Genomic DNA, 24,724 nt, shown 5'->3' on the forward strand with positions numbered 1-24,724 from the left:
GACACGGACCAAAAAGGGACCCAAAAAGGGGACAGATTTATTTTACCTACTCTAATTTGGATGGTCTCCCTTGACCACGCAGTTCGATCCGGACGCCGGAAATTCTCTCCACCTCATCAACAAAGCGAGAATTACCAGTCAACTGGCCCCTCTGCAGCGCATCGCGAATGAGTTGATTTTCTTCATCACTACCAAGCTGACCAAGAAAAGCACGATAGCGGTCATGGCGCTCATCTTCAGACTCGGCAAGCGCTTCATAGCATGGATCGCTATCGATCCACATGCAGGAGTCCCCAACGTGCTGGGTATAGCTGGACCATGGATACTCTGCAGCACGCCGAACCAACCTAGCGCGCACAGGGTTCAGTTCTATATAGCGACTGCATGCCAACAAATACGCGTCCGACTGAACCAGGCTGGACTTGAAGCGACTTTCCCATAACGTCCCACTACGGTGCTCTAAGCGATTTCTGTAACGCGTCATCCGTGCTGAGAGCGTTTTCATCAACTGACTCAAACCGGTAACTGACTCATCCGGTGCAAGAAGCAGATGCACATGGTCGGTCATCAGGCAGTACGCATAAACCTTAACGCCAAACGCATCCTTCAACTCACGGAGGTCAGCGAGATAGCGCTCGTAGTCCTCGCTCTCAACGAACACCACCTGTCGGTTATGGCCCCGTTGAACGACATGGTGTGGGTAGTTAGGCAATATGACACGACCAACCCTAGGCATCGCTCTCTCCATGAGTATTTGGTTTTGGAGAAAGGCTGCCACCTCTAAAGGTACCTAGTCACCTTCACGTCAGCCGAGATTAGAGTAGGAAAAATAAATCTGTCCCCTTTTCGCGCGTACACTTGGGACGGGACACAGACCGCAAACTAACCACGCCTCTCAAGATGCAATAAAAATGAAACACCTGTAGCTCCGACCACCCCCAACCAAGCCCCAACCTTAATTAAGTATAAAAAACTATTAAACGTATATTGAAAAACCAGCCCATCCTTATACTCAACCAAATTCACAAACTGAATCAAGAATATAATCAAACAAGATGCAGCAAAGAACACACAAAATAGACACATCCAAAGAGATATCCTTTTCACAGCTATTTACCTTTACTAATCTCTTGAAGAACAGCAGTATTTGAAGCCTCGGACGCTCCCGCCCCAATCATTCCACCAACCGCACCTGGAATGGAGCTCATAGGTGTTTCCTTTAGCAAATAGGAGCCTGGATAACTGAACAACTCAGAATACTTCAGAGCATTCACACTATTGCCAGAGAGACCGAACACACTATTAACATAGCTCTTTTCCATATTCCCCACCACGACAAGAGAAAAAGGGGACAGATTTATTTTCCGTACTCTAAAATTAACTCCGCGCCTAGTTTTAGAGTAGAAAAGTAAATCTGCCCACTTTTTCGCTGCTCTTTTCGGCCGCTTTTCGGCCTCAGTTCATGTGCAAGATCAAATTATCTCTTTCACATACGACTGAAATACACCACCCCCTTCATCCAAATGGAGACGATTACAGCTTGGACAGCGATAAACAGCAACAGCACCAGAACCTATTGCATCATAAAACTCTGCTTCACCTATACCGCCGACAGACAAGAGACCACCAAGATCATCTATAATCTTCTCCGAGACCAAACTAAACTCACAGTCGGATGTCCCAGCCGAGAGATTAATAACATACCCGCACACACAAGAGAATTTTGGCATATCACCATCCACTTAGGGGCGATCAAATCGAATCAAATCACAGGGAAAAGGGGACGGGAAAAGGGGACAGATTTATTTTCCGTACTCTAAACCTAAGCCCGCGCCTATTTTTAGAGTAGAAAAATAAATCTATCCCCTTTTCGCATTAAATAAATTTATCCCCCTTTCGTACTTTACACTAAATTATCAGGGGAAATAATATCTACAGGATCCAACTTGAAGCATGGAAGAACGCCAATTAAATCTTCAGAAACAAACTTCAATTCGACCGCCGGCACTGCAATTAACTTATAACCACCATCTTCACTAGCATCATAACTATACAGCCCACGCCGAGCCATTTCGACAAAGGGAGAAATATAGCGAACTCGACTACGATCATTAGCAAAATTCGGCAAATTATCTTCCACAACAGACCATTCCGAAGAATACTCTAGCGAACTAAAATATTCAAAAGCCAGCTCATAGTTCTCTACAGATTCCCGGATAACAGCAGGCAAGTACGCTTTGCCGGCAGTTGCAAAATGAGCAACCACTCCATTAGAGAGAACGCCAAACCAATCCAGATCAGTAGTTTCTACTAACTCTTCATCCATTCTCATCATTCATGACCAAATATATTTTCACAATTCTCACATCTAGGGACAACCTCCCCAGTGCGCGGCCTAATCGCGGGTGTAAACTTTATATCCTTAACTCGCAGCGTTGGGTTGCTCAGCAATAGCTCATTAGCAGCACGAAACTCCGCACATCGACCAAGCGTATTTCCGCATGAAGTTTTTACCCCTAGCCCGCCAAGAGAATCAGCATACTCTTTTAACTCGGGAGCAATATTTTCCGGCACTACACCACTAGATGAAGTCACCACTCTACCTGTCATTGGATCAACAGCTGCAACAACTGTAGCAGGTTTATACTTCCCACCAGAGAAAGAGTCTATATAGCTATCAAGCTGCTTAGTAGCGTTGGAAAGTAGATCTCCACCGCTCTCACTAATCATGACCCATGAATAATCGCTCACCTGAATGGGCGAAGTGGTGCTTGTCGGCCCCTGCTGGTGGATGCCACTTCCTCCAGTAGTGGCTGGCGTATCCACCTTCCCATCCGCCCCATACCCCCCACTCCCAGGCTTCCAGAGCGTTGGATCCTCAGCCGGCGTGGTCAACGGCAAGTTGTCCTGCTGCGCGATCGGTGTGCCGTACAACCCCGATGCCAGCTTCGGATCGATGATCGCGATCATTGCGGCCACGGCGGCCATGGTCACGGCATTCGGTGGCACTTGATTGCCCGAGCCGGAGGTCCACGTCGGCACACCCGTGGTGGGATCGAGACCGTCCCCGCCGGAGGCATCCCCGGATTGTTGTTTCCCCTGGCTGCCGAGGATTCCGGCGACGGTCAGAAGTACGCCCGTAACGCTCGGTCTACCCGTCGTTGAAGCATTCTGTACCAGCAAATCCAGCTTCTGCTGGGAGTCCAGAATCTGCAGGATTTTCTCGGCGCCCTTGGGATCACGCTTGGCGACTTCTGCCAGGGCGTCGGCGACAACCTGGCCCGCTTCAGAGTTGGCGTCATCCTTGAGTTGGTACTGGAAGAGCTTGCGTGCTGCGGCGCTGCGCTCCTCCGCCGAGCCATTGGCCAGGTCCCGGCGGGCCATGGCCTGCGGGATTCCCAGCGTTTCACCTACCTTGGTTACCGAGTTGGTGCTGACGTACAGCTCTTCACCCTTGTGCTCATCCTTGAGCACTTCCTGAGCCTTGTCCGTATCGCGGTTGAGGCCTGCAAGATCCTGCCCCGGATTGTCACGCACGACGATCTCGCCGGCCCCCACCGTGGCACGGTTGACCTGTTCGGCATTGCGGATGTCGTAGCTGCCGGCGATGAACTTGTTGGGCACCTGGGCCTGGTCGTTGGTGGTCTTGCCGTCCTTCTCGTTTTCCTTGCTGTTGTAGGCCATGCCCGAGGTAATATCGGTGCTCTTGTAGCGGTCCTTGTCATAAAGGTCGCTATGACCAAACGTGCCGGTGTTGAGCAGCAGGTCGCCGGTATTGCTGGCGACGACCGCACCGTCCAGCTGGGTGTGGCCTTCGGTGTAGATGTCGACGCTATCGCGGCCCTGGATTCGGGTCTGCTCGCCGACCCAATTGCGTTTTCCGTCGGTCTTGCTGACGGAGATCGCGCCGCTCCCGCCGCCAAAACCACCGGAGCCACTGTGGCTCTGGCCGTTGCCTTCGATACGGTCCTGGTCGCGTACGGAGGCGACGGTGAGATCGCGGCCGACGTCGATCTTCACGCCGCCACCCTCCACCGTGGCGCCGGCAATCAGGGTGTCGCGGCCACTGCGCAGATCGATATCACCACCGGCGTTGAGGTGGGCGTTGTTCTGCCGTGAGCCGTTCTGTTCCTGGTTGTTCCAGGCCACCGAGCCGGCGCCGTAGATGCCGCTGTTGGAGGTGTTGGTACCGGAGTTGTTCGAGCCGATATTGCTGGAGCCCTGCTGGCTGGCAACGTTGTAGTTGCCGATGCCGATGCCCACCGAGCCGCTGACGCTATCGCTGCGGTCCTTGCTGCGGTAGTTGCTCTGGCTGCTCTGGATGCTCAGGTCACGCCCTGCATCGAGCACGATATTGCGGCCGGCGTCGGCCTGGGTGCCTTGCAGGGTGATGTCGCGGCCGGCCTGGGCAATGATGTCGCGGCCGGCATTGAGGGTGGAGTTGCGCGCATCGTACTGCTGTGCCTCGCGATTGCTCTGCTCCTGGCTGGCGCCGATGTAGATGCTGGCGGAAGCGCCGGCATCGCTGGTGCCGTCGATGGTTTTCAGCACGCTGGAAACCTTTCCGAAGATGGTTTCGCCGTCCCCGAGATGGCCGAAGTTCTGGATGCCGGTACTGATGCTCTGGCTGCCCTGCACGCCGATGCTGGCGCGCTGGTGTCGCTTGACCCGCTCCTGTTCGCTGGTGTCCTGCCCGGCATCGGAGACGATGTCGCGGCCGGCGACGAGGCGGATGTCGCGACCGGCATCGAGATCGCTGCCCTGCTGGCGAATGTCTCGACCGGCACGGATATCAAGGTCTTCCCCGGCGCGGACCTGGCTGCCCGCCGCTGCGGTGTCGACCTGCTTGCCGTGCTCGGCGCTCCAGTCGATCCCCAGGTAGGCGACGCCAGTGTTTTCCTCGGCTTTCCAGCCCAGGCCAGTCTGGCGTTTCTTGTCCCAGTCCTTGGCACTGGAGGTGCTTTGGCCGGGCAGGATGTTGACGTCACGGTCGGCCTGCATGCCCACCGTACGCTCGGCGGCGATGTTGCTACCGACGACGTTGATGTCGCGCGCGGAGGTCATGCGCACATCCCGCCCGGCGGCGATTTCGCTCGGCGCGTTGACGGTCTGCTCGCTGGTGTTGCCAGCCTTGCTCGCGGTGTTGATGGACACCATGTTGCCGGAGTTGCTGAAACCCCACTTGCTGCGCTGCTTCTCGGCATAGGAAGAGCTGCTATCCGTACCGGCAACGATGTTGATGTCGCCTGTGGCATCGAGTTTGCCGGCATGCAGTTCCACGTCGCGGCCCGCACCGATGCGGCTGGCATTGACGTCGACATTGCGTCCCGCCACGAGGACGGTGTCGTTGCCACCCTGGAGGATCGAGCCGACCTGTTCGGTGGAGGCGCTATTGCGCACCTCTTTCATCTTGGAGACGCCGAAGGCGCTGGACTTGCTCTTGCCGCTGGCGCTGGCCTGGTCCTGCTCAGTGGCCAGAATGGAGATATCCCGCGTGGCGCCGAGCATCAGGTCGTTACCTGCCTGGAGCTGGCTACCGGCAACCACCACATCACGACCGCCGTTCAGGCGAATGCCACCGTCTTCGGACTTGCTGATGTTGACGGTGAGGTCCTTACCGGCCTGAACCACCGAGTCCACATTGGCCTCGGCATAGCCCTCGGAAGTCTTGGTCTTGCTCTTGCCGAACGACCCTTCCTTTTTCTTGTACAGGTAGGCGTACTGCTCGTTCTGCGCGGCGACGATGGCGACATCGCGCTCGGCATCCAGGGCCACGTTTCCGCCGCCCTTGACCTGGCTGCCGATGACGCCCAGGTCCTGCCCCGCATACAGGGAAACATCGCCGCCGGCGGTGAGGACGGTGGATTGCTGCTCGACCAGATCGTTCTTGCTCTTGGTCTTGCGCGTGTTGCTATAGCTGTGGCTCTCATCCGCCGCCGAGGCGAGGGTGACGTCGCGGCCGGCGCTCAGGGCTGCGTCGCGCGCGGCGTCGAGGCGGCTGGCGACGGCGTTGAGGTCGCGCCCGGCGCTGATGTCGAGGTCGCGCCCGGCGCTGGCTTCGGCGCCCAGCTGGGTGGTGGTTTCGCCGTAGTAGCGGCGGCCGTTGAGCTGGCCGTTGGTGACTTCCACCGAGGCGATGTTGACGTCGCGGTCGGCGCCGATGAACAGGTCGCCACGGCTCTGCAGCACGCCACCGAGGTTGCTGACGTCGCGGCCGGCGCTGATGTCGAGGCTGTTGGCGGCCTCGATGCGGGCGGCGCTGTCGGCGAAGCTGGTGGTCCAGGTGCGGTTGGCACTCTGGGCGCTGTCGATGCGGGTGACGCTGCGTTCGTTGATCACATCGCCGGTGAGCGCGGTGAGGCTGACGTCGCGCCCAGCGACGATGCCGCCGGCGGCGTTGCGGAGGCTGTCGTCGGCGAGCAGATCGAGGCGGTTGCCGGCCTGGATCAGGCCGCTGTTGCTCAGGTTGCCTGCACTGGCGCTGAGGTTGTTGCTGGCGCGCAGGGTGCCGGCGTTGTTGAGGTTGCCGCCGCTGATGAGGCTGACGTCCTGGCCCTGAATCAATGCGCCGGTGGGGCCGAGGCGGTTTTCCGCCTGGGCGAGGTAGAGCACCGGGACGAGGACCTTCTCGCCGTTCACTTCGGCTGCCTCAAGCCAGACGATGTCCTGGGTCAGGGCCGCGACCTGTTCAGCGGAGAGGCCGACGCCGACGGAGAGCTGCAGGCTGTCCTTGTAGGCGATGGCGTTGTCCATCAGGTAGCGGAACAGGGCTTCGTCGCTGGCCATGCCGTCGATGAAGCGCTGGCCGGTGCGGGCGGCCACGGCCTGCTGGATCAGGCGCTGCTCGTAGAGGCCGTCGCCGAGGCGCTTCTGCGATTTGTCCGGGTCGTAGCCGAGCTGGCCGAGCAGATAGTCGGAGCTGAGAAAGCTCTTCAGGCTGGTCAGCTCGGGGTTGGTTTCGATCAGGTACTTGTGGCTGTTGCTCGGCGTGGCGCTGCTGGGCAGGCCCTGCACACGCGGGATGTCGAAGCCGGACTGGGCGTTGGCGGCGGTCGCGCCACCGCTCACGGCCACATTGTCTGCACCGCTGGTACTGCCGCCCTGTGCCTGTTCGCGCTGGGCGGTCCCGAGGTTCTGGCCATTGAAGCCAAGCTCGCCGACGCCCTGCACACTGCCGGCAGAGCCCCCGCTACCTTCTTGGCCGCTCAGGCGGAACAGGCCGTTGCTGCCAGTGGGCAGGCTGAAGCCCGGCAGGGTGATGGGGTTGACCTGCTGCTGGGCGAGGTCGGGCGGCAGTTGCGAGTTGATCGGCACCACGGTGGCGACCGGGCTGGCGCCGATGGCGGTGTCGCCGGTCTTCTGGCCCGGATTGACGAAGGTGTAATTGTTGCGGATGACGCTGTTGTTGATCTCGTTGCTGGCGGTGATGCTGACGTTGCCGGCGGCCTGGATGATGCCGGCGTAGCTCTGGTCACCATTGTTCAGTTCGGTGACGGTACGGTACTGGGTGAGTTCCTGTTCGGTGCGGGCGATGAAATGGCTCATCGCGGCGGCGAGGCCAGCCGGGTCGTTGACGTAGTTGGGGCTGTCGATCCAGTACTGGTCGGTAAAGGCGTTGGCCTCGCTGGTCCAGCTGCCCATGCTGTTGGTGCGCTGGGATTTGAAGACGCGGAAAGTCTCGGTCTCACCGGTGACAACGCCTTCATTGCTCAGGCTGGCGACGTTGGCATAGAGGTTCTGCCCGGCGCTGATGACGCTGCTGGCGTTGTTGATCGAGTCGCCCAGCAGGTTGAGGTTGCCGCCGGCGCTGATGGAAGAAGCAGCGCTGGCCTGGAGTACTTCGAGCTTGTCGCGCTCGGTGATCTCCCAGACGCCGTTACGCTTGCCGGAACAGTCGGCGATGCTGTCGTTGAGGTACTTGTAGCAGTTCACCTCGACGATCTGCGCGGTGTACTTGCCGGCGTTATTGACCACCAGCACCACGCGCTCGTTGTTCAGCGCGCCGACGTTCAGGCGCATGTCGCCCTGGCTTTCGATAGTGGCGGAAAGGTTGTCCAGGCTGGCGGCGCGGCCACCGTTGTCATCACCGGCGAAGTCGAGGCTGCCGAGGCTGTAGATGTTGGCGTAGCGGTTGGTGAGGTTCTGCGCGTGCAGTTGCATATCGCCGCCGCTGAAGATCAGCGCGCCGTTCTGCTCGCCGTCATTGCGCAGGTTCCAGGCGCTGAGGTGCACGTCGCCGGCGCCGCCCAGGGTGCCGTAGTTGTCGAGGGTGCCGGCACTGGCGGTGAGGTTGTCGCCAGCGGTGATGCGGCCACGGTTGCTCAGGGTATTGGCGTTCAGGGTGACGCCCTGGCCGCCGGCAAGGCTGCCGCTCAGGTCGATGAGGTTGGCGCCAAGATTGAAGCTGCCGACGCTGCTGGTGCGGCCCGCCCCGCTGTAGGTCCCGCCGAGCTGGACGTCGAGGGCGCCATCGCTGGCGATCAGGCCGCTGTTGGTCCAGTTGCCGCCACGGCCGATGAGGCTCTGCGCGGCCAGCAGTTGGCCGTTGGCGCCCTGGTTGAGCTGGCCGATGTCCAGGTCCAGGCTGCGTGCCTGGATGATGGCGTTGTTGGTCCAGTTGTCGGCCTGGTAGGTCAGGCTGCCGTTGGAGGTGAAGTTGCCGCCGGCCTGGCCAGCCTGGGCGAGATCGACACCGAAAGTACCGGTGCCGACGTGCAGCACATTGCCGCCGCCGTTCTGCAGCGCGCCGGTCTGCAGGATCAGGTCCTGGGTAGCGCTTTCGATACGGCCGAGGTTGTTGTTGAGCAGGCCGCCGCTGGTGATCTTCATCTGCGTCGGGCTGGCCGCGAGCAGTAGGCTGCCGGGCGTCTGGCCGAGCGCACGGATGGCGCCCACCACGTTGTTGATGTTGGCCGCGCCGAGGGTCAGGTTGCCGCTGCTTTCGATCAGGCCGAACTGGTTGTTCAGTGCGCCAGTGAGGCTCGCGTCGAGGTTGCCGGCGCCGATCCTGCCGCCCTGGCCGAGGGCGGCGCCGTCGTTGAGCAACTGGTTGCCGCGCAGGTAGAGCAAGCCGCCGGCATACAGGCCGCCGCCCTGGTTGTTCAGGTCGGTGGTGTTGATGCGGTTGTCGCCGCTGACGGCCGAGAGGTGGCCGGCGCGGTTGTCGATGCCGCCACTAGCGGTGAGGTCGAGGCCGTTGGCCTGGGTGGTGCCGGCGTTGTTGCTGAAGGTACTGGTGACCAGCGTGAGGTCGCCGTTGGCGGCGTTGAGGACACCGCCGCTGCTGTTATCGAGGCTGGCGCTGCCCAGGTCGAGCAGGCCGTTCTGGCTGATGATATGGCCGCCCTGGTTGGCGAGGGCGCCGATGGCCTTGAGGGTGGTGTCGCCCTGGCCTTGCAGGGTGCCGGCGGTGTTGTCGATACGGCTGGCGCTGACGTTGAGCTGGCCGGTCTTGGCGAAGATGAGGCCGTCCTGGCTGTTGAGCAGTTCGCCGGTGAGGGTCAGGGTCAGGTCGGTCTGCGCGGCCACGGTGCCGCTGGCGCTGTTGTCGAAGCTGCCGGCGAGGACTTTGAGCAGGCCCTGGCTGGCGAGCTGGCCGCCGTGGTTCTGCAGGCTGCCGAGGGTCAGGTTGAGCGGGCCGCCGCTGGCGATCTTCGAGCCGGCGCCGTTGTTGAGCAGCGCGCCGAGCAGGCCGAGACGCAGGGCGCCCTGGCTGACCAGGCTGCCGCCGCTGTTGTCGAGGCTGCTGGCGTCATAGTCGATGCTGGCGGCGCTGATCTGCCCGCCACGGTTATCCACAGCCTTGGCGTTACCGGTCAGGCTGCCCTGGGTGCTGAGCAGGCCGGCGCCGCTGTTGTCCAGGTCGCCGCTGAGGGTCAGGCCGAGGTCGCCCTGGGTGGAGACGATGCCGCCGGCGTTATTCAGACTGCCGGCGCCAAGGCTGAGCTTGCCTTTGCTGACCAGCGCTCCCTCGTTGTGGTTGTCGAGGGCGCCGCTGAGCGTCAGGGTCAGCGCGCCGTCGCGGCTGGACAGTGTGCCGCCGCTGCTGTTGTCCAGGCTGGCGGCATTGACCACCAGGCCCTGCCAGCCGGAGAGCAGGCCCTGGTTGGCGTTGCGCAGGGTGCTGGCGTTCAGGTTGAGTTGGCCGGCGCTGATGATCCGCCCGCTGTCGCCGTTGTCGAGGGTGCCGCTGGCGGTCAGGGTGAAGCCCTGGCTGGCGGAGATTTCCCCGCCGCGGTTGTCGAGGCTGCCCAGGCCGTTGATTGCCAGGAGGCCACCTGCGCTGAGCAGGCCGCCACGGTTGTCGAAGTCGCCGCGCTGGGCGCCGTTGCCCAGATCGAGCGTGACCTTGCCTTCGCCGATCAGTGCCGCCTGCTGCTGGATGAGCTGGGCAACGATCAGGTGCAGGCCGCCCTTGGCGGAGATTTCCCCGCCGCCGGTGGATGCCAGCTTGCCGCCGCGCAAGGTCAGCGCGCCCTGGCTAGTGATCAGGCCACCGGGTTTGCCGGTAGCGCTGGCGCCGTTGAGGACGTCGCCAGCGCCTAGGTCGAGACCTTGCGCCCCGCTGATCACGCCGTCGCGGTTGTCGAGGTTGGCAGTGCTGCCGTCCAGGCGACCCTGGGCAAGCAGGCGGCCCTCGCGGTTGTCGGTAGTGCCGGTGGCCAGCAGCAGGTTGCCACCGGCGGAAAGCAGGCCGCTCTGGTTGTTCAGGCTGGCGCTGCCGACATCCAGTTTGCCGCCGGCGACCAGCGCGCCGTCGCCGTGGTTGTCCAGCGACCCTTGGCTGCGCACGAGCAGGTCGGCACGGCTGGCGAGAGTGCCGCCCTGGCTGTTGTCGAGGCTGGCGGTGTTGACGGTGAGGCCGTTGTTGCCGGACAGCACGCCAGCGCTGTTGTTGTTCAGCGCGGCGGTGGTGAGGGTCAGGCGATCAGAGGAGAGGATCTTGCCGCCCTGGTTGAGCAGCGTACCGGTGGTGAGTGCGAAGGCGCGGTCGCTGGAGATTTCCCCGCCCCGGTTGTCGAGGCTGGCGACGTTGCGCAGGACCAGTTGCCCCGGGCTGCCGAGCAGGCCGCCAGCGTTGTTCAGGGCCCCACCTTGCAAGTCGAGGTCAATGCCGCCCTGGCCGATCAACTGGCCTGCGCCGTGCTGATCGAGGCCACTGACACGACCGTCGATGACGCCGCGCGCGGACAGGCTGCCGCCTTGGCTGTTGTCCAGTTGGGCGGTGGCGAGATGGATCGCGGCATCGGTGACGATGCGGCCTTTCTGGCTGTTATCCAGCTTGGCGCCTTGCAGGCTGATGTCGCCCGCCGCGCTGATGACGCCGCCGGCGTTGTTCAGGTCGGCGCCGCCCAGATCGATGGCGGCGTCGCTGAGCAGCTTGCCGCCCTGGTTGTTCAGGGCCCCGGCTAGGCGCGAGAACAGTTGGCCGGTACTGGAGACGGTGCCGGCGCGGTTGTCGAGGCTGCCGGCGTTGAGGGTCAGGCTGCCCTGGCTGAGCAGCGCGCCATTGCCGCTGTTGTCGAGCGCGCCAGACAATTGCAGCCAGAGGTTCTTCTGGCTGCTGAGCAGGCCGCCCTGGCTGTTGTCCAGACTCTGCCCGCTGACGGTCAGGCTGTCGCGGCCGGCAAGAGTGCCGGCGCGGTTGGCGAGGCGCTGCACCTGCAGGTTGAGGCCGGCGTCGCCGATGATCTTGCCGGCCGCATTGTCGAGGCTCGCGGCCTGCACATCGACCTTGGCGCGGCTGGAGATTTCACCGCCCTGGTTGAGCAGGTCGCCGCCCTTGAGGGTCACGCCGTTGTTAGCGGCGATCAGGCCGCCACCACCGTTGTCGAGCTGGCCGGCGTCGAGATTCAGCGCGCCCTGGGCCAGCAGTTCGCCGCCCTGCTGGCTGAAACTGCCGACCTTGGCCTGCAAGTCGCCCTTGGCGCTCACGCTGCCTTGAGTGTTGTTCACCTGGCTGGCGCTCAGGCGCAGCGACGTGCCGCTGTCGAGGGTACCGCCCTGGCTGTTGTCCAACTGGCCGACGTCGAGCTTCAGCTCGCCCAGGCTGCTGATCACGCCCAGCGCGCTGTTGTTCAGGCTGGCACCGGTGAGGCTCACGGCGCTGTCGCCGACCACCAGCCCGCCACGGTTGTCGAGGTTGCCGGCCTGTACGCCGAGCGCGCCTTTGGCCGAGAGCAGGCCGTCTGCCTGGTTGTCGAGCGTCTGCTGAACGCGGGCCTGCAAGGTGCCGTTGCTGACCAGGGTACCCTTGCCGCTGTTGTCCAGGCTGTCGAGGGTGAAGTCCAGCGACTGCTCGGCGGAGAACAGGCCGAGGCGGTTGTCCAGCGCGCCGCCGCTGACCTGCAAGCGACTGGCGACGGCCTGGCCGTTGCGGTTGTCCAGGCGCGCAGCATTGAGGCTCAGCTGATCGCCCGCCAGCAGGCGACCCTGGCGGTTGTCCAGGGTGGCTGCGGTGATTCGGGTATCAGCGCCCTTGAGTGCGCCGCCCTGGTTGTCCAGAGTGCCGCTGGCGTTGACTTGCAGATTACGGCTGGCGACCACGCTGCCGCTGTTGCGCAGGGTCTGCGCGGTGATCGCCACGTCGCCTTGCGCGTTGCGGCTGTTATCCGGATTGACCCCGGCTTCGACGATGCCGCTGTTGCTGACTTGCGCGGCACTGAGCGTTACGCGTTGGCCGGCGCCCAGGCTCCGGCTGTTGCTCAGTTGGCCATTGGCGTTCAGTTCAGCGACGCCGGCCGCATAGGTCGGGCCGTTGAGCGCGATGTCGCTGGCCTTGGCGCGCAAGCTGCCAGCGGCGCTGGTCTGCGCCAGGGTCAACTGGCCATTGGCGTCGATCTGGATGTCACCGGCGCTGGCGGCCATGTTGCCCGCCAGCTTCACGCCCACACCCTGCTCGGTGCCCACCAGGCGGATGGCGCCGGCGTACATGCCGCCCAGCGCGGAACTGTCGATGGCCAGTTGCGGTTTGGCGCTGCCATCGTCGGCCTTGGCGGTGGCAGCGAGGGTTTCGGCGTCCACCTGGTTGCGCCCGGTTACCACCGCGAGTTGCCTGGCGTAAAGGTCGGCGTTGAGCTTGGCGCTGCGGGTGATCAGTTCGAACTGGTCGAGGTTGCTGGCGTTGAGGCCGGCGCCTTCGATGGCGATCTCGCCGCCGTCGACGTCATAGCCGCGCAGGCGCTCGCCGTCCATCAGCGGCTTGCCGGTGGTCAGCGTGGCGCGCGGAGTATTGATGAACCCGCAGCCATTGCAGGTGATGCCATGTGGATTACTGACAATCACATGGGCGGACTGGCCGGCGACTTCGGTGTAGCCGCGCAGCTGCGAGGCGTTGGCGCCGGTGACTTCGTTGAGGATCTTGCTGGCCGCGCCGCCCTTGAGGTTCGGGTTGCCGACGATGATTCCGCCCAACTGGGTGGACTGGGTCTTGCCCGTGGCGTTGTTGAGAATCAGGCCGTTCTGCCCGACGTTATAGTCGGTGAATCGATTGTGCGAGAGCCCCGCGCCATTGGGTGTGGCGATGTTCACCACCGGTACGCCGTTGCCCGCTGCGCCCAGGTGCGTGTTGCCGCCTGCCGCCGCATCTACTGCCAGCTCGGCCGCTGCCGCGACGATGGGGTTGAGGATCAGGAGGCCGGCGAGAACGCTGGCAATGGCCTGGTACAACGGGTGGCGTACATCCATGTGGGAATCTCCCAAGTGCCGGCAAGTGCCAGCTACTAGCTAAAGAGCAAAGCGGTTCAGAAGAAGAGGTCGACGCGGAAATAAACCGGGTGCTCGCGCCGCTCGATGATGTCGGGGCGCTCCAGCGAGCGCGCCAGGGTCACGGAAGCAGCGGCGAACTGCCCACGCGCGCTGAACTCCACGCCGTGGCCGCTCATGCGCCCGCTGACACCGGTGTTGTAGTGGTCGTGGCGAATGGCGCCGAAGTCATAGGCATACGCCACGCCATACTCCTGCACCCAGGGCAGCAGCGGCTCCCAGGTCACGGCGCGACGCCAGCGCAGCTGGTTGCGCCAGTAGTAGCCGGAATCGCCGGAGAGGGTCTGGTCCTTGAAGCCACGGATCGAGCTCAGGCCACCCAGGCTGATGCGCTGGGGGCTGTAGAGGGCGTCTTCGCTACGCTGGCCGGTGGCGAGGCTTTCGAAGCTGAAGGCCTCGTCCCACAGCTTGAACGGCTGCAGGTAGCTCAGGGTCAGGCTGTATTTGTTGTAGCGGGCGGTCGGGCTGCCGTGGGGAGCGTCGTGGTCATCGCTCTGCGCGCCAAAGGCGCCGATGCCGCGTTGCCAGCCGATATCGGCGTTGACGAAAGCGCTGCCGATGCGTCGACCATGGTTGAAGCCCAGGCTGAATTCGCTGAGATGCGTGCTGGAGACGTCGAGCAGGGTGTCGTCGATGTAGTTGCGGGTGCGCTGGTGGCTGAGACCGAAGTTCACGCCGGTCTTGCTCACATCATCACGAAGCAGCACGCGCTGGGCGCCCAGTTGGTGGGTCTCGTTGTCGCCGTCGTACTTGAAGGCAAAACCAGCGTCTTCGTTGCGGGTGCGGTAGTAGTTGCGGCTGTAGCCGTAGTTGAAGGTCCACCAGCCGTACGGAACGCTGTACCACAGGCTCTGGTTGTCGGAGTGCTTCCAGTGGTCGCTGACCACGTCCTCGCCGTAGCGCAGGCCGAACTGGTCGGCCAGGCCCAGCGGGCTGTCCCAGTCCAGGCCGACGCCGGCCTGCTGTTCGCCGGAGCTGGCGTCGCCGTTGTTGTCGCGGCTGGCGGAGACGCGCCAGGGCTTGCTGCGCTCGCCCTTGAGCTGTACGCGGCTGCCGCCGACTTCCTGGCCCGGCACCAGCTCCATCTGGGCCTGGCGCGAAGGCAGGCGGTTGAGTTGGTCGACCAGTTGCTCGACCTCGCGCAGGTTCAGGACGTCGCCGGTAACGCCGGGAAAGGTCATCGCCAGCTCGCGATCACTGGCCAGCTCCGACTGGTCGAAACCTTCGAAGCGACCTTCGACCACGATGACCTTCAGCTCGCCGCTGGACAGATCCTGCTGTGGCAGGTAGGCACGGGTGGTGACGAATCCGCGATTCAGATAGTGATCGGTGATGCCCTTGAGCAGCTCGTTGAGCTGATTCACTCCCAGGCATTTATCGCGATAGGGCGCCAGCAGCCTTTCGCGGGCACGCGCATCGAGATGCTCGGCGCCTTCCAGGACGATGCTGCGGATAGTGAAGCAACGGGTGTCCGGCGCCGTAGTCGGGCGCTCCTCGCTGGGCGCCTTGCCGGGGAGTTGCTGGAGCTCCTCCAGGCGCTTCTGCTGCTCGCGCAGGAGCTGTTCCTGGCGCTGGCGCTGGAGGTCGTTGTCACCCGGTGTGGGCAGTGGTGCGGCAAAGCTTGCCGAGGCAAAGCAGAATGCCAGGAGGGGCATCCAGCCACGGTTGAGCACATGCATCCTTACGATCCCTGTCATCTGGCCGAGCGGCCAGTCCATCCCAAAAGACGGATTGGATCATATTTGATACATGATGCCTCTAGGCCATTATCCCGACGAGATGTAGGCTATTTCCCAATCCATGAGAGACGCAGCGCACAAACGACGCTTACTTGTACGCCCGATTGCCCCCTCCAGATACCAACGCCAGCCGACGACTGGGAACCGAGTTGCGTCTGGAGAGCGGCGTGAAAGCAAGGCAAGACTCAGTAATGCGGCGGCGGAGTGTCATCTTCGGCGATGCCAACCTGCCCCTGCAGATCCTCCAGACGCTTGAGCAACGCCTGCATCTGCATGCGCAGGCGCTCGATCACGCGCTCCTGCTCGTAGACCACATCGCTGAGGGTCTGCAGCGCATCATCCTGGAAGGCCAATCGGCTTTCCAGATCGGTCACCCGGTTTTCCAGATCCATCGCTCACTCCTGGCTGAAGCGAAAACCATCGCCCAGCGCCATGCGCAGCTTTTCACGCACCCGCGCCAGCTCTTCCTCTTTATAAGGAACGGCGGGATGTTTGCCCCAGACCGGCCCCGGCCAGGCGATATCGTCCTTTTTGCGCACGATCACATGCACGTGCAACTGACTGACGACGTTGCCGAGATTGGCCACGTTCATCTTGTCCGCATCGAAAGTGTCCTTGAGCACTTCAGCCAGTTGAGTCGCTTCACGCCACAACTGCTGCTGATCGGTGGAATCCAGCTGGAAGATTTCGCTGACGTCTTCGCGACGCGGAACCAGGATGAACCACGGATACTGCGAGTCGTTCATCAATAGCAGACTGCTCAGCGGGAAATCACCCACCGCGACGGTGTCCTGCTGGAGGCGGGAATCCAGGGCGAACATAAGACCTCTCCTGTTCGACGAGCCTTGTTTAAGCCTAGCTCCTTGGAGGAGCCGAAGGGCGCGAAGAATACTAGAGAGCCCCTCCAGCGAACATGCCCGACCGACGCATCGTGCCGGTGCACACCCATTGCAACGCTGCACCGGCATCGCGCATGACGCGAATTGATATATCCCGACAACAGGCGCGTGCAGGAATCTGCACGGCAATCACGGCGATTGGCGGCGAAAAATCGTTTAAACAGCCACAACTACGGGATGCCAGAAAACGACATGGGTGCTCGCGGATGTTGCAAATCCCCAACGGAAGCCGTGAAATGCGTCAACACGTCGCAAGACGAACACTGTGAAGGCAGCTTCGAGCATTTGTGCACGTTTGTTGCTAGAGGCAAGGACAGCGCACCGACGGCCATCCCAATTGGAGAAATGGACGCGGAGGCGGGAGATCATAAGAAGTGGTCAATGGAATAGAGAACCACAAGGACTGAAGCATCACTGAAGCAATCAGGGGGCAATCTCTTTTTGCAACATGAGAACTGCTTGAATGCGACATGCGTCATGCAGCTTTGCGACAGTCCCGTAAAGAATTTGTGTGTTCATTTGGGCAACTATCGCCAACTGAACACGCGTGCTATAAGTTAGCGCCGACAAAAAAAGAAAGAGCCGTCACAGCGGCATGAGTGATGGCGAATAATTTCAAAACCAAAGGAGCAATCACAATGAAAGTGATGAAGTGGAGCGCCATCGCCCTGGCGGTATCTGCAGGCAGCACGCAACTGGCAATGGCCGAGCCCTTCGTAGGCAATCAGGCTGATGCAAAAGGCTTTGTCGAAGACAGCAGCCTGAACTTCCTGGTTCGCAACTACTACTTCAATCGCAACAAGAAAGACGGCGCCACCGATGCCCGTGACTGGACCCAAGGTTTCTGGGCCAATTACAACTCCGGCTTCACCCAGGGCACCGTGGGCTTCGGCGTTGACGCCTTCGGCTACCTGGGCCTGAAACTCGATGGCGGCAGCGGCTACGGCGGCACCGGCAACCTGCCGGTCCACGATGACGGCGACAAGGCTGACGACTTCGGCAAAGCCGGCGCAGCGGTCAAAATCCGTATCTCCAAGACCGAGCTGAAATTCGGCGACATGCAGCCCACCGCGCCGGTGTTCGCTGTAGGCGGCACCCGCCTGCTGCCGCAAACCGCCAGCGGCTTCAGCCTGATGAGCAGCGAAATCGACGGCCTGGATCTGGAAGGCGGTCACTTCTACTCCGGTACCGGTCAGGACACCACCAACCGCGACGGTGAGATCTGGTCCCAGTACGGTGGCGTTACCGCCAACAGTGCCGACTTCCTGGGTGGCAAGTACGCCATCAACGATCAGTTCTCCGCTTCGCTGTACGGCGCCAAGGTCGAAGACCTGTGGGACCAGTACTACGTGAACCTGAACTACACCCTGCCGATCGCTGACAATCAGTCCCTCGGCCTGGACTTCAACTACTACAACACCCGCGACGAAGGTTCCGCCAAACTCGGCGACATCAGCAACAACACCTTCTCGCTGGCCGCCGCTTACACCATCAGCGCGCATACCCTGACCCTGGCCTTCCAGAAAGTGAACGGCAACACTCCGTTCGACTACATCGGTATCGGCGACAACAACGCCGGCGGCGACTCGATCTTCCTCGCCAACTCCGTTCAGTATTCCGACTTCAACGGCCCGGGTGAAAAATCCCTGCAAGGCCGCTACGACCTGAACATGGCCGAGTACGGTGTTCCGGGCCTGACCTTCATGGGCCGCTACATCTACGGTAAGGACATCGACGGCGACAAGATCGATCCGAACAGCCCCTACGCCAACTACGGCTACGGTCCGGACGGCAAACACCGCGAGACCAACCTGGAAGCCAAATACGTCATCCAGAGCGGCCCGGCGAAAGACCTGTCCTTCCGTGCTCGTCAGGCCTGGCACCGCGCCAACGCCGACCAGGCTGAAGGCAACATCGATGAGTTCCGTCTGATCATCGACTACCCGCTGTCCGTTCTGTAATCCAGAGCGAACCGCAGGTAACGAAAAAGCCCGGCTTCCGCCGGGCTTTTTTATTGCAACTTACCTACAACTTCGAACGTATCTGTTACATCGGCAATACATAGGTGCCGGTTACATGGGCAACCAACTCCTGCGGATTGCTGACCGAATAGACAGCTACTTCGCAAACAACCTGCCGACGCCCCAGCTTCAATATCTTCGCTTCCGCCAACAGGTCTTCGGGCTTTGGCTTGCTGAGAAAGTTGATATTGAGATTGGAAGTAACGGCCATCTCGACGTTATCCAACTGCGCCAGGATCACCGCATACATCGCCGCATCCGCCAGGGCCATGATGGTCGGCCCGGACATCGTTCCACCGGGCCGCACCAGCTTTCCGTGAAAGGGAATGCGCGCAAAGGCGCTGCGCCCTTCCAGGGCATCGATGCGGAAGTCCATCTCGTCCGCCATCGGTAATCCCGTGCGGATGAACGCCTGTACCTGGGCTGCATTCAAACGACTCACGCCACTCCTCCGTCTCCGTCTGCCGCGCCCTGTACGCAGCCAGACCTGCACCGTACAATGCCCAGCCTATATCCCCCTTCGCAACCGACAAAACGGCCAAAGATGCGTACCAGTCAGTACCTGCTGTCCACCCTGAAAGAAACCCCTTCCGATGCGGTCGTCATCAGCCATCAGCTGATGCTGCGCGCCGGCATGATCCGCAAGCTGGCATCCGGTCTCTACACCTGGCTGCCAATGGGTCTGCGGGTACTGCGCAAGGTGGAGACCATCGTTCGCGAAGAAATGAATGCCGCCGGCGCGCTGGAAGTGCTGATGCCCGCCATCCAGCCCGCCGAACTGTGGCAGGAATCCGGCCGCTGGCAGCAGTACGGCCCAGAGTTGCTGCGCCTGAAGGATCGCCATGACCGCGACTTCTGCGTCGGCCCGACCCACGAGGAAGTGATCACCGACCTCGCGCGCAACGAGCTGAACAGCTACAAGCAGTTGCCGATCAACATGTACCAGATCCAGACCAAGTTCCGTGACGAGATTCGTCCGCGCTTCGGCCTGATGCGCGGGCGCGAATTCATCATGAAGGATGCCTATTCCTTCCATACCACCCAGGAATCCCTGCAGGCGACCTACGACGTCATGTACGGCGCGTACAGCAGGATCTTCACCCGCCTGGGCCTGGATTTCCGCGCCGTGCAGGCGGACAACGGCTCCATCGGCGGTAGCGGTTCCCACGAGTTCCACGTGCTGGCAGGCTCCGGCGAAGACGACATCGTCTTCGGCGAATCCACCGACTACGCCGCCAACATCGAGAAAGCCGAGGCCCTGCCCCGCGAGACCGCTCGCGGCGCCGCCACTGAAGAGCTGCGCCTGGTCGACACCCCCGAGACCAAGACCATCGCCGCCCTGGTGGAAAAATTCGGCCTGCCGATCGAGAAGACCATCAAGACCCTGGTGGTGCACGCTGCCGAAGAAGGCAAGCTGATCGCCCTGATCGTCCGCGGCGACCACGAACTCAACGAGATCAAGGCCGGCAACCACCCACTGGTGGCCAGCCCCCTGCAGATGGCCAGCGAAGCGGACATCAAGGCCGCCATCGGCGCCGCACCCGGCTCCCTCGGCCCGCTGAACCTGCCGCTGCCCTGCATCATCGACCGTTCCGTTGCGCTGATGAGCGACTTCGCCGCGGGCGCCAACGTCGACGACAAGCACTACTTCGGCGTGAACTGGGAACGCGACCTGCCGGTACCGGAAGTCGCCGACCTGCGCAACGTCGTCGAAGGCGACCCGAGCCCGGACGGCAAGGGCACCCTGGTCATACGTCGCGGCATCGAAGTCGGCCACATCTTCCAACTCGGCACCAAGTATAGCGAAGCCATGAAGCTTTCCGTACTGGGCGAGAGCGGCAAGCCGGTCACCCTGATCATGGGCTGCTACGGCATCGGCGTATCCCGCGTGGTTGCCGCCGCCATCGAGCAGAACTACGACGACCGCGGCATCCTCTGGCCGGACGCCCTGGCGCCCTTCCAGATCGCCATCGTGCCGATGAAGTACGAGAACGAAGCCGTGCGCGCCGCCACCGACAAGCTGTACGCGGACCTCAGCGCCGCCGGCTTCGAAGTGCTGCTGGACGACCGCGACAAGAAGACCAGCCCCGGCGTGAAATTCGCCGACATGGAGCTGATCGGCATCCCGCACCGCATCGTGGTCAGCGAGCGCGGCCTGGACGAAGGCACCCTGGAATACAAGGGCCGCCGTGACGCCGAGTCGCAACCGGTTGCCCTCTCCGACCTGCAAGCCTTCATCACGGCCAAGATCCGCAACTGAGCAGAGCGATGTCCACCCGAAGTACCACTAGCCTCGCGGCTGCCGCCCTGTGCGGCAGCCTTCTGCTGAGCGGCTGCGCCAACCAGCTGCCGCAACGCAGCGAGCATGAAGAGCGAGTCGAACGCAAACTGCTCGACCACAGCCTGCAGATCGACGTAGGCACGCCGGGCACCCTGGAACTGCCGCAGCGCCGGATCCGCGTGCAGGAACAGAAGACGTTCGAAGTCACCGAGTTCGAAGTCACTCGCCGCTACGACCGTTACACGCCGTACCAGGGCTGGCGCAAGGTGTACGAGATGCCGCTGGGCGTGGTCGCCTTCGTCGGGGGTATCGGCGCCAATGTGGTCAACGTGTTCGCCCTGGGCAACCTGCCCGAGAGCGTCACCCGCGGCTGGATCCGCTATGGCATAGACGGCATGAACCCGTTCATGAACGTCCAGTCCAACGGCCGCGCCGAGCAGAACCTGGCGGCAATCGACGAGAAGCAGCGCGACAAGCGCACCGAGTACTCCAGCCTGCCCTGGTCGGAGCGCCCGGTCACCGTCACCGCCGGCAAGAACTCCCAGGAACTGCTGACCGACCGCCACGGCGTATTGCGCCTGAACCTGCTGGAAGGTCCCTTCAGCGACGACGAGGTCAGCCGAATCGGCCGCTTGCAGTTCAGCGTTCAGGACCCTGCGGACGATACGCGCGCGGATGCCAGCCTGCTGGTCAGCCGCACGCTTCGCGGCAAGCTGCGGGAAGCCCACGCGCTGATCTACGACGACCTGGAAGGTGATGATGTGCACCACTGGGTACACCGGGTGAAACGCCTTTCCGACCTTGGTCTGGAGGAGGAAGCGAGCGAACTGGAGCAGAGCCTGATCGAGCTGACCCGCAACGATCCGGAACTGCAGAAGGAGTTCCTCCGCAGCCTGATGACCGACGCCGGTCGCCTGGCAGCAGATCCCGGCGCCAGTAACTGACGCCTAGCGGCGAACGATAAAGCCGGTGATACCCTGGGGTGTCATCGGCTGCAGCTCTACCGCCGCCACCTTGGCCTTCACCGGGCCGCGCGCCAGCCATTTCTCCAGCTCGCGCAGCGCCTCTTCCTCACCTTCGATCAACAACTCGACGCGCCCGTCAGCGACATTTCGCACCCAACCGTCGATATCCAGGCGCTCGGCCTGTTCCTGGGTGCTCTGGCGGAAACAGACGCCCTGCACCTTGCCGCTGATATAGCCGTGCAGACAGATCCTGGCCATCACTGCTTCTCCTCGCGCAACGCGCTCAGGCGCGCCTGCAGGCCGGCGGCGGTCTGCTCGCCGAGCAACTGCTCACGCATCTTGCCGTCAGGGTCAATGATATAGGTGACAGGCAGTGCTTCGCTGCGCGGCAGGCTGTAGCGCGGTGCAGGGTCGTCGGCCAGCACGGTGTACTGCACGCCCAGCGCCTGGGATGCCTTTGCCAGCTCGGCATCGCGCAGCCCATCGAAGTTCACACCCAGCACCCGGAAGCCCTTCGACCTGCCCTCCTCGGCCAGATGATTCAGTTCGGGAATTTCCTTGCGGCAAGGCGCGCACCACTCAGCCCAGTAATTAATGACTAGCCACTGGCCATCTACGCTTGCAGCGGGTACTTTCTGTCCATGCTGATCGGTGCCATAGTCCGCCGAGCAGCCGGCCAGGATCAGGCCGGCCATCAAGCCCATCACAATACGGAGCCGCATTCCCATGCCTTCAATCCTCGTGTATGCGGGGTGGTCATGATGCTCGATGCCCTGCGCCTGGAGGTGCCGGACATCCTCGAAGAAGATGCCGAGGCAATGAGCAATCTGGCGGTCAGGCTCCAGGAATCGCGGCAGCAGCCCCTGCAGGAAGGACTGCAGAAAGCGCTGGGCACGCTGTTCCGCCTCAACCGATGCGCGCTGACCTTACTGGAAAGACAACGCGCCCTGCAAAGCCTCAGCGAAGAATACCGGCATTACGAACGGCTGATACGCCAGGAGCGCACGCCGCCCGCCCTCTTCGTGCACTTCTGCGGCGAACTGGCCGCCGGCTTCAAGCGCCTGCTCCTGCAGATTCTGCATGGCCGCAAGCCGTCGCGGCCACACATGGCCTGGTGCCTGTACATGGCCCAGCATTTCCTCGCCCAGGCGCTGCTGCGCCACTATCAGCAGTACCAGCAGCCGCCCGGCAACCTCTGGCGCGACAGCCACTTGCTGTACTGGATCGGCGAGCATCAGGAGTGCCTGGACGAACCGGTCGCCGCCGCTTTCGATCCGGTGCCGGCCGGCACCTTGCGCGGGTTGTACCAGCAGATCCTGCTGCTGGCCCTGAGCAATCCGTTCCACCTCACCGATGGCGAGGCGCCTCAGCTATTCAGCGCCCTGGCGCCACTGGCCGCGCTGGGCCGGCTTCAGCCCTGGGACGATGAAGAACAGGAAGGCTTCGTGGTCGACCTGGGCTCCGACCAACCCTGTCTGGCCGCCGAGCAGGCCGTCGATGCGCCCGCCGAGCAATTACGTCGCCTGGAACTGGGCGCGCTGCTGATCGCCCTGCATGATCCCGCGCCGCTGCGCCGCCTGGAGCAAGGCGCGCTGCTGGAGCGCATCCGCCACCACTGGCTCGGGCACCAGGCGCGCCGCCACGAGCGCGCCGAGCAGACAGGCACCTGTCGAGTGGTTGTAGGCCTTCCGGCGATCCAGCAGCACCTGCTGGACAGCTCGGCCATCCCGTGCCGTGAAGCCGCCTTGATGGACGTCAGCGCCGGCGGCGCGCGAATCCTCTGTAGCGGCCAGCAGGCAGGGCAGCTCCCGGTCGGCCAACTGCTGCTGATACCCGGCAACGGCGGCACACCCACCCTGGCCGTGGTGCGTTGGCGCCATCTCAACAGCGAAGGACTGCACCTCGGCCTGCGCTACCTCAAAGGACTTCCCCGCCCGGTCTGGCTGCGCCGTACACCCGACGCGCAGCGCCATCCCGGCGTCCTGCAGAGCACGCCGGAGCCGGGCAACGGCTGGTATCACGGGCTCTGGGTGCCCCACGGCAACTTCGTCGAAGGCGAGAACCTCTGGCTGCAACTGGCCAGCTTCGACAACCAGACCATCCTGCCGCTGCCCGCCGCCAACCTCAGCACGCCACTGGTAGCCCGCCACCCACTGCGCCTGGCCTGATTGTCGATTTTGGGAGAAATGTCACAGGCAAGATCGGCAGTAAGCCCGGAATGCCCGGAAGCCTCATCCCTATAATTCGAACGTTCGTCCTGACTCCTGGACGACTCTCGCTCGCCGATCATTCAGCGGCCTTCAGAATGCGACTGGCGCCATGTACGCCAGCCTCCATCGACAGGACAGCCCGATGCAGCCTACAGACCAGCTTGTCAGCAAGGTTCCCAGCCATATTGTCGCCGGCGCACGGCCAGCCAATGCGGCCAGCGGGGGACGACTGGCCGACTTCAATGTCGCGGTCTGGCTACATCTGCCCGGCGTGGCGGAACTGCCGGTGACGCTGCTGCTCAGCTACCGAGATGGTGAGCGCAGCCGGGAAGTGGTGGTCGATCATGGCACGGTCAACAAGCAGAGCCGCATCCTGCTCTCGGGCGTGGCGCGCCTGGCGTTTACCCAGCGGATCGAGGATGCGCAGATCAAGCTGCGCGCAGCCATCCCGCTGTCGCGCGTCATCGCCGAAGAAGTCTTCATGCAGGCGGTGGAACAGCAGGCCGGCGCAACGCGCCCGGTGGCCACCAGCCTCTGACGATTCAGCCCAGCTGACGCACCGGTGCCTCGTCCGCCGGTTCAGCCGCAGCGGGTTCGGCGATGTCCTGTGGAACAGTAGGAAGGAGCGATTCAGGCCAGCTGCTGAATTGCAGACCAGTGATTCTATTCAACCGCTCCAGGGCGCTCGACAGATCGCGCTGATGCAGGTGCACTACGTTGTTCTGGTCTTTTTTCATGGATTCGCTGGCCTTGGAGGAACTTCTTCAGGACATCTGTGTCCGTCCGCTTCATAGCCAGACCATAGCCAGAACTGTGCCAATTCCGATACAGCGAGAAATGGCGCA

Annotated in this window: 15 protein-coding genes; 5 read left to right on the forward strand and 10 right to left on the reverse strand. The window is 62.3% G+C overall.

Annotation, left to right across the window (positions count from 1 at the left end):
• Window positions 1–46: 46 nt before the first annotated feature.
• From C167_RS34030 to C167_RS0130605, 6 genes are all read right to left on the reverse strand, one after another.
• Entirely contained in the window at window positions 47–736 is a 690-nt protein-coding gene (locus tag C167_RS34030) for an REP-associated tyrosine transposase (RefSeq protein WP_081596746.1), read from the reverse strand.
• Between the two features lie 1,167 nt (window positions 737–1,903).
• Complete coding sequence (locus C167_RS34150; protein ID WP_200860188.1) at window positions 1,904–2,326, reverse strand: hypothetical protein; 423 nt, start codon at window positions 2,324–2,326, stop codon at window positions 1,904–1,906.
• Between the two features lie 5 nt (window positions 2,327–2,331).
• Window positions 2,332–13,686, reverse strand: coding sequence for a hemagglutinin repeat-containing protein (locus tag C167_RS33145; protein ID WP_017522118.1), 11,355 nt, complete (start codon window positions 13,684–13,686; stop codon window positions 2,332–2,334).
• A gap of 56 nt (window positions 13,687–13,742) precedes the next feature.
• Window positions 13,743–15,443, reverse strand: a complete 1,701-nt coding sequence (locus C167_RS0130595) for a ShlB/FhaC/HecB family hemolysin secretion/activation protein (RefSeq protein ID WP_017522119.1) — start codon at window positions 15,441–15,443, stop codon at window positions 13,743–13,745.
• A 245-nt stretch (window positions 15,444–15,688) separates the two neighbouring features.
• Window positions 15,689–15,895: a SlyX family protein gene (locus C167_RS0130600; protein WP_017522120.1), complete on the reverse strand. Its 207-nt coding sequence runs from the start codon at window positions 15,893–15,895 to the stop codon at window positions 15,689–15,691.
• 3 nt (window positions 15,896–15,898) lie between these two features.
• Window positions 15,899–16,324, reverse strand: coding sequence for an HIT family protein (locus tag C167_RS0130605; RefSeq protein WP_017522121.1), 426 nt, complete (start codon window positions 16,322–16,324; stop codon window positions 15,899–15,901).
• Window positions 16,325–17,040: 716 nt separating this feature from the next.
• On the opposite strand from C167_RS0130605, the gene C167_RS0130610 reads away from it, so the two are divergent.
• A complete protein-coding gene (locus C167_RS0130610) occupies window positions 17,041–18,363 on the forward strand; it encodes an OprD family porin (protein ID WP_017522122.1) in 1,323 nt (440 codons plus the stop codon).
• An 85-nt stretch (window positions 18,364–18,448) separates the two neighbouring features.
• On the opposite strand, the gene C167_RS0130615 is transcribed toward C167_RS0130610, so the two are convergent.
• On the reverse strand, window positions 18,449–18,856 hold the full coding sequence (locus tag C167_RS0130615; protein ID WP_026079381.1) for a PaaI family thioesterase: 408 nt from the start codon (window positions 18,854–18,856) through the stop codon (window positions 18,449–18,451).
• A gap of 111 nt (window positions 18,857–18,967) precedes the next feature.
• Here C167_RS0130615 and C167_RS0130620 point away from each other — a divergent pair, with 111 nt between their 5' ends.
• The gene (locus C167_RS0130620) at window positions 18,968–20,683 is read left to right on the forward strand and encodes a proline--tRNA ligase (RefSeq protein ID WP_017522124.1); all 1,716 of its coding nucleotides are present in this window, start codon (window positions 18,968–18,970) and stop codon (window positions 20,681–20,683) included.
• An 8-nt stretch (window positions 20,684–20,691) separates the two neighbouring features.
• Window positions 20,692–21,648 (forward strand): hypothetical protein, encoded by a 957-nt coding sequence (locus C167_RS0130625; protein WP_017522125.1) that lies wholly within the window; start codon window positions 20,692–20,694, stop codon window positions 21,646–21,648.
• A gap of 3 nt (window positions 21,649–21,651) precedes the next feature.
• Here the strand turns inward: C167_RS0130625 and C167_RS0130630 are convergent, their stop codons facing one another.
• Together C167_RS0130630 and C167_RS0130635 are read right to left on the reverse strand one after the other, a co-directional pair.
• Window positions 21,652–21,927, reverse strand: a complete 276-nt coding sequence (locus C167_RS0130630) for an acylphosphatase (protein ID WP_017522126.1) — start codon at window positions 21,925–21,927, stop codon at window positions 21,652–21,654.
• Entirely contained in the window at window positions 21,927–22,397 is a 471-nt protein-coding gene (locus C167_RS0130635; RefSeq protein ID WP_026079382.1) for a TlpA disulfide reductase family protein, read from the reverse strand. Before C167_RS0130635 ends, C167_RS0130630 begins: the two co-directional genes overlap by 1 nt.
• Before the next feature lie 30 nt (window positions 22,398–22,427).
• Here C167_RS0130635 and C167_RS0130640 point away from each other — a divergent pair, with 30 nt between their 5' ends.
• Together C167_RS0130640 and C167_RS0130645 are read left to right on the forward strand one after the other, a co-directional pair.
• Window positions 22,428–23,837, forward strand: coding sequence for a PilZ domain-containing protein (locus C167_RS0130640; RefSeq protein ID WP_017522128.1), 1,410 nt, complete (start codon window positions 22,428–22,430; stop codon window positions 23,835–23,837).
• 184 nt (window positions 23,838–24,021) lie between these two features.
• Window positions 24,022–24,417 (forward strand): hypothetical protein, encoded by a 396-nt coding sequence (locus C167_RS0130645; protein ID WP_017522129.1) that lies wholly within the window; start codon window positions 24,022–24,024, stop codon window positions 24,415–24,417.
• A 4-nt stretch (window positions 24,418–24,421) separates the two neighbouring features.
• Here C167_RS0130645 and C167_RS34040 read toward each other — a convergent pair whose 3' ends face one another.
• Complete coding sequence (locus C167_RS34040; protein WP_017522130.1) at window positions 24,422–24,616, reverse strand: hypothetical protein; 195 nt, start codon at window positions 24,614–24,616, stop codon at window positions 24,422–24,424.
• Window positions 24,617–24,724: the final 108 nt, after the last annotated feature.

The sequence above is a fragment of the Pseudomonas nitroreducens TX1 genome (assembly GCF_000313755.1).
Taxonomy (GTDB): domain Bacteria; phylum Pseudomonadota; class Gammaproteobacteria; order Pseudomonadales; family Pseudomonadaceae; genus Pseudomonas; species Pseudomonas nitroreducens_A.

Excerpts from the sequence above, each read along its gene's own strand:
- C167_RS34030 (WP_081596746.1), bottom strand. The coding sequence starts at position 736 with ATGCCTAGGGTTGGTCGTGTCATATTGCCTAACTACCCACACCATGTC.
- C167_RS34150 (WP_200860188.1), bottom strand. The coding sequence starts at position 2,326 with ATGGATGAAGAGTTAGTAGAAACTACTGATCTGGATTGGTTTGGCGTT.
- C167_RS33145 (WP_017522118.1), bottom strand. The coding sequence starts at position 13,686 with ATGGATGTACGCCACCCGTTGTACCAGGCCATTGCCAGCGTTCTCGCC.
- C167_RS0130595 (WP_017522119.1), bottom strand. The coding sequence starts at position 15,443 with ATGCATGTGCTCAACCGTGGCTGGATGCCCCTCCTGGCATTCTGCTTT.
- C167_RS0130600 (WP_017522120.1), bottom strand. The coding sequence starts at position 15,895 with ATGGATCTGGAAAACCGGGTGACCGATCTGGAAAGCCGATTGGCCTTC.
- C167_RS0130605 (WP_017522121.1), bottom strand. The coding sequence starts at position 16,324 with ATGTTCGCCCTGGATTCCCGCCTCCAGCAGGACACCGTCGCGGTGGGT.
- C167_RS0130610 (WP_017522122.1), top strand. The coding sequence starts at position 17,041 with ATGAAAGTGATGAAGTGGAGCGCCATCGCCCTGGCGGTATCTGCAGGC.
- C167_RS0130620 (WP_017522124.1), top strand. The coding sequence starts at position 18,968 with ATGCGTACCAGTCAGTACCTGCTGTCCACCCTGAAAGAAACCCCTTCC.
- C167_RS0130625 (WP_017522125.1), top strand. The coding sequence starts at position 20,692 with ATGTCCACCCGAAGTACCACTAGCCTCGCGGCTGCCGCCCTGTGCGGC.
- C167_RS0130630 (WP_017522126.1), bottom strand. The coding sequence starts at position 21,927 with ATGGCCAGGATCTGTCTGCACGGCTATATCAGCGGCAAGGTGCAGGGC.
- C167_RS0130635 (WP_026079382.1), bottom strand. The coding sequence starts at position 22,397 with ATGGGAATGCGGCTCCGTATTGTGATGGGCTTGATGGCCGGCCTGATC.
- C167_RS0130640 (WP_017522128.1), top strand. The coding sequence starts at position 22,428 with ATGATGCTCGATGCCCTGCGCCTGGAGGTGCCGGACATCCTCGAAGAA.
- C167_RS0130645 (WP_017522129.1), top strand. The coding sequence starts at position 24,022 with ATGCAGCCTACAGACCAGCTTGTCAGCAAGGTTCCCAGCCATATTGTC.
- C167_RS34040 (WP_017522130.1), bottom strand. The coding sequence starts at position 24,616 with ATGAAAAAAGACCAGAACAACGTAGTGCACCTGCATCAGCGCGATCTG.